The 6,101-nt window shown below is 46.1% G+C and carries 3 protein-coding genes; all 3 read right to left on the bottom strand.

The genetic code is table 11. The features are described from left to right. The coding region (locus tag ACFVRY_RS08540) for a collagen binding domain-containing protein (RefSeq protein WP_387499193.1) at positions 1-3,021 on the bottom strand (3,021 nt) is incomplete at its 3' end. Between the two features lie 352 nt (positions 3,022-3,373). Then, positions 3,374-4,915, bottom strand: a complete 1,542-nt coding sequence (locus ACFVRY_RS08535; RefSeq protein WP_387499191.1) for a 2-isopropylmalate synthase — start codon at positions 4,913-4,915, stop codon at positions 3,374-3,376. A gap of 109 nt (positions 4,916-5,024) precedes the next feature. Continuing rightward, the gene (gene ilvC, locus ACFVRY_RS08530; RefSeq protein ID WP_066373257.1) at positions 5,025-6,017 is read right to left on the bottom strand and encodes a ketol-acid reductoisomerase; all 993 of its coding nucleotides are present in this window, start codon (positions 6,015-6,017) and stop codon (positions 5,025-5,027) included. Positions 6,018-6,101: the final 84 nt, after the last annotated feature.

Here is a 6,101-nt window from a genome sequence, read left to right as displayed (position 1 = left end):
TGGCGACGGTGTTACCGTCGGTGTCGGCGTTGGTGTTGCAGAAGGCGTTGGCTTTTTATTCTTGACCTCAATCGTTGTCGAAGAACTAAGGGTAACTTCGCGCTCCTTTGAATCCAGCAGATATCCCGTTGGCGCTGCCGATTCAACAAGCACGTATTTGCCCTGCCACAGATTTTTAAATTCTGCAATGCCGTCATTGCCTGTAGTCAATGTCTTGACGAGTGCACGATCTGTACCAGTTATGCGGTACAGATTAAATGTCGCTCCGCTAAGTACAACTCCAGAATCGGCTTCATCCACCTTTTTCACTGTCAGCGTCTTTCTTGTTCCATCCCCTGTACCGGAACCGCTGGAGACTCCAACAATAATGTCCTTGGAGGTGTTTTTGGTGACTACCTTTACATTTTCACCTTCGAAATAAACTGCATTGCTCACAGTATCTTTGTCATTCGCGACGATAAGGGATTGATATTCAAGGATATACGCCTTTTCGATATCTTTTAGAAAGCTTAAAACAAACTGCTGCTTTCCTGTATTATCATTGGTCGTAAAACTCAGTGAATAATCCGTACCCTTGACTGCTTTAACATCCTTGGTTACAACGCCATCAGCAGCTACTGTTGTTTTGTAGAGATTGAAAGAATCCTCAACCAGAATTTGGTTTGCGCTTGGATCATCCGTAACCTTAGCTCCCTTGATAAAAGACTGGTTGCGGTTGATATTAATTGTCCAGTTAATTTTGCCCCCAGCCTGCTGACCACTTTTCTCTACATACTCCCCACTACTTGGAACAGTAAGGGAGGCAGTCAGGTCCTTGGATTCCTCCTTAGTTCCATCTAGAAGTTTGGCAGTGTTGTTAAAAGTGGTCTCAACCAGTTGCTTGTTGAGCGTGGTCTTAAACACGATGTAGTAAGGCGAATTGATCGATTGTTTGAATTTCACCTTCAGCGGATTGCCTTCAGTTACAACGTATTTGCTACTGTCTACACTGGTGTCTTTACTTGGATCTCCATTGTCCGCGATCTTCATGTTCAATACTTTTACAGACTCAGGAACCAGAGATTGCCCGTCCCCAAGAGGAAGGTTATCCACGACCTCGGCGTTCGCAAGCGTCTTGCTGTTGTAGTTCACCCCGATAGTCCAGGTGATTTCCTTGGTCACCGCATTATACTCACCATACTTGAATCCATTGTTCTTCGTTTCTGGACGTGGATCGAATGTGGCCGTAACTTCTTTATTTAAGACATCAGTAGAACTAGCGTTTTCCTTCCATTCAATACGGCCCTTGTTCTCAAACTTTGCTGACTTATTCGGATCCAACCAGTTGTAATCCAGCCAATCATTGTTGAAAGAAGTCTTATAAGTGATGGTGTGTGGCCCAGATATTGGTCCATTGAACTTCACATCAAATCCGGCATTCACCACAACCGGATCTCCGTATACCAAAGTGTATACTGTTGGCGCTACAATAGCGTCGCTGCCATTCTTAACGACCAACGATCCCGGAATAAATTTCAGGCCGCCATGCGTGAAAGTATCCTTAACGATGACATCGTGCATGGTGTAAGAGTCACCATTGATTTTTATAGACCATTCTACAGTTTTATCGCTGTAGTTGATTGTGCCTACATTTTTCTCAATGATAACCTGACGTGTATCACGGCTTGCATCCTCTGTGTAAACATCAGAAGTTACCGTGTTTTCGACTTTTCCTCCAGCATCAACACGGTCTTTAGCGACGGTCTTATACTCAATCTTGTAGGCTTGAGTAACCGCATGGTTGAAGCTTAGGGTGAAACCTTCTTTGTCTGTTGCACTTGCAGGATCCACCGAATATTCGGTAGCTGGAATCAAAGTGCCCTTAGTTTCATTCCCCGCCAAATCCAAGGTAATTGGATAGACATTAATAGAGTTGGGTACCAGCTTATGCGTATCATCGAACAAATCCTTTATTACTGCATTAGTCTGAGAAATGTTTTTCTCATTGTAATTGTATTTAATTTCCCAATCGATGGTCTGCGTGCCTGTGTTATAGCCAGTAGAGGATTTTTTCAGAGGGTCCCCGTATTTTACGTCTACCGTCGCAGATGCCGTGATTGGTGTTTGGTTATCTCCCTTAAAGGATGCTGTATTGGTAAAAGACCCCTTGTCCCTGTCAGTAATATCGGTCTTATACTCAATACGGTAAGCCTTGGTAAGTGGAGAATTGGTAAATTGCACACCAAGTACACCATTTGCAACATTTGCTGTGTATTGGCTGCTGTCGACCAAAGCCCCTTTAACCGTTGTACCGTCCAGATTGACATCAAGTTTGTAGACTTTAATGTCAGCCGCATTCGGAGCGGCCAAGCCAGCAGGGATTGGATCACTTACCTGTGCATGGATCACGCTGTTGAGATTTTTGTTCACATCAATTTCCCAACTGATATTCTTGGCGTTATATCCAGCAGGTGTTCCTCTTTTCTCGATCGGAGAAGTGTTCGTTGGCTTAAAGTTCACAGTGACGATGAAAGATCCACCATTAATCGGGAAGGTAATCCGCTGCTCTGTGCTCCCCGTAATCGTTTGCTTGTCAAACTCCGTCTTAACCTGTATCGTTCCACGAACATCAAAATGAGTTTCAATATAATCATTGAAGGTCATAACGACGTTGTGGGTTGCCTCATTTACTACAAAGGAGCCTACTTCCTCCCCATCAATAATAAGCGGGAGAGGTCCTATGTCATTAAAGAGCTTGAACTCATTAGGAAGTTTAAAAGTAAACTTATCGCCATTCTTGTATGAATGGCCATTTGGAAGCTCCCACTGGTAATCCAGTTGTACCTTCGAGCCTTGCTCATAGACAGCCTCTGTTACCGTATTGCCGGACTTGTCATAAACAGCCATTGTAACACTAGTGATGATATTACTATCCGCATCAATCTGTGCAGCACTGGCTTGAGATAATAGCCCGAACCCGGAGGTCCATTGCGTAAAAAGCATAATAATTACAAGAAAAAGCGCTGCTCTCTTCTTCATCATTCCTCCAGCACACCTCCGTTTCTTTTTTCTCTGTTCATGGTAATTTTCTGTGTCGACCTCTTTCAGAAGGACTCACGCCCCTCCTATTACTTGCAACCTCCTGTCTTTATTGGTTATCATTGTTTCTTCAGTTGCTTTGCTGTGACCCAACCTAAACTGTAGCATTGGGAAATGAACATTTTCTGAACAAAAGATTGAACAATAAGAAAGCGCACTCAACCGGCTTGGAGGAATAGCATTCTTCTACGTTATAATTGATGGCATACAAAAAAAGCCGTCCTGACCATAGACAAATGTCTACAGTCAAAACGGCTTCATCAAGCATTCCAATGCATGTACATTGTATGCAATTTTACAGCGTAGCGTGATCACGCAATGTATAGGTCTTACGCTTCTCGATTAGCTTGTTAAGCGCATCCAGATAAGCCCGGGCGCTAGCTTCCAGAATATCGGTACTGAGACCTCTACCCTGTGCAGCAACAATGCCCTGTGTCAATACCACATGGACCTCACCTTGGGCATCTTTACCCCGGCTGACAGATTTAATGGAATAATCACTCAAGGTGACTTCCTCGCCTGTAGCCGAATCGATGGCATTGTAGATGGCATCTACCGAACCGTTACCTTCAGCAGAAGCAGTAATCGGCTGCTCCTCAGGACCGTTGATCACGACCTTGGCCGTAGGTGTGGCTTCATTGCCATAAGTGACATAAATCGTCTGCAAGCGGAACACTTCAGGCGTTTTGACAAGCTTCTCTTCAATCAGTGCCAAAATGTCCTCGTCGGACACTTCCTTCTTCTTATCCGCCAGATCCTTGAACTTGGCAAATGCAGTGTTCAGCTCTTCATCCGGTAGATCATAGCCGAGATCACTCAGCTTATCACGGAAAGCATGGCGGCCGGAGTGCTTACCGAGCACAAGCTTGCTTTCCTTCAAACCGATGGTCTCCGGTGTCATGATCTCGTAAGTTGTCTTTTCTTTCAGCATGCCATCCTGGTGAATACCCGATTCATGGGCGAACGCGTTCGCACCTACAATCGCTTTGTTGCCTGGAACGACCATACCGGTCAATTTGCTGACCAAACGACTGGTACGGGAAATCTCTGACAGCACAAGAGAAGTCTTCGCTCCGAAGAATTTGCTCCGTGTCTCCAGAGCAAGTGCTACCTCTTCGATAGCAGTATTTCCGGCGCGTTCACCGATACCATTGATCGTCCCCTCAATCTGGTCTGCACCATTTTGAATCGCCGCAAGGGTATTGGCTGTAGCCATGCCAAGGTCGTTATGGCAATGCGCGCTGAGCTGCACCCGCTCGATGTCAGGCACATTCTCTTTCAGATACTTGAAAATCGCTCCGTATTCCGAAGGGTTCAAATAGCCCACTGTATCCGGGATATTGACCACATTCGCTCCTTCACGTACCGCCATGCCAACCACTTCTGCCAGAAAATCATATTCAGTACGGCCAGCATCCTCAAGAGAGAACTCCAGCTTGGAAAAATGTTTCTTAGCATAACGGATCGCTGACTGGGCTGTTTCCAGCACCTGAGCCTTATCCATCCGCAGCTTATGCTTCCGGTGAATTGGTGAAGTAGCGAGGAAAATGTGAATGCAAGGATCTTGCGCTCCTTGCAAGGCTTCTTTGACCGCGTCAATATCCGCTTCTCTTGAACGGGACAACCCGATCACCGTCGCATTCTTAACGGCTCTGGCCACCGCGTTAACTGCCGCCAGATCCCCTGGCGAGGCAGCTGGAAAACCCGCTTCCATGCGGTCAATCCCAAGCTTTTCAAGCTGATGGGCGATCTCCACTTTTTCAAGCGTGTTCAGGTTCACACCCGGCGACTGCTCTCCATCGCGCAGTGTCGTATCGAACACATAAATTTTCCGCATGCGAGCACCTCCTGAAAATTGGGCTAAAACCCTCAAATGCGGCTCGTTGGTGAACGGCCGCATCTGGGGATTACCATATAGATTTCAATGTTATCTTATTTATATGTGCTTATTTCTTGATCCAGTGCATCATTTCACGCAATTGACCGCCAACTACTTCTACTGGGTGAGCAGCTTCGTTGCGACGAGTTGCAGTCAAGAAAGCATTACCGGATTGGTTCTCCAAGATAAAGTCGCGAGCAAATTTACCTTGTTGGATATCGGTAAGTACAGCTTTCATTGCTTTCTTAGTGTCTTCTGTAACAATACGAGGTCCAGTTACATAATCACCGTACTCAGCTGTGTTACTGATGGAATCGCGCATGCTAGCCAATCCGCCTTCATATACAAGGTCAACGATCAGCTTCAACTCGTGCAAGCACTCGAAGTAAGCCATCTCAGGAGCATAACCTGCTTCAGTCAATGTTTCGAAACCTGCTTTGATCAGTGCGGATACACCACCACAAAGGACAGCTTGCTCACCGAACAAGTCAGTTTCGGTTTCTTCACGGAAGGAGGTTTGGATTACTCCGGCACGAGTACAACCGATACCTTTCGCATAAGCCAGACCGATTTCTTTTGCTTGTCCAGTTGCATCTTGCTCGATTGCGATCAAGCCAGGAACTCCGAAGCCTTCTACATATGTGCGGCGAACCATGTGTCCAGGGGATTTCGGTGCCACGAGCAGCACGTCAGCATCCTTAGGTGCTACGATTTGGCCAAAGTGTACGTTAAAGCCGTGGGAGAACATCAGCGCTGCACCTTTTTTGAGGTTAGGCTCGATGTCATTCTTATATACGGACGCCTGTGTTTCATCCGGCATCAGAATTTGCACTACATCAGCACGAGATACTGCTTCTGCTACGGACAATACTTCGAAACCGTCATTTTTAGCTGTGTTGAAGGATTTGCCTTCACGCAGGCCGATGACAACCTGAAGACCACTGTCACGAAGGTTTTGTGCTTGGGCATGCCCTTGGCTACCATAACCGATTACCGCAATTGTCTTCCCTTTTAATACGCTAAGTTCTGCATCCTGTTCATAGTACGTTGTCACTGCCATTGTCAATATCCTCCTTTAAATTGGACCCATCGTAAAGAGCGGGTGCTTCAAGAGCATCTGGCTGAAGGATTCCTTAAGCTGCTC

It is taken from the genome of Paenibacillus sp. NPDC057934, from assembly GCF_042887565.1.
Lineage (GTDB): Bacteria > Bacillota > Bacilli > Paenibacillales > Paenibacillaceae > Paenibacillus_AQ.
Note: the sequence above shows the minus strand (reverse complement) of the source record. Positions and strands in the feature narration are given on the sequence as shown.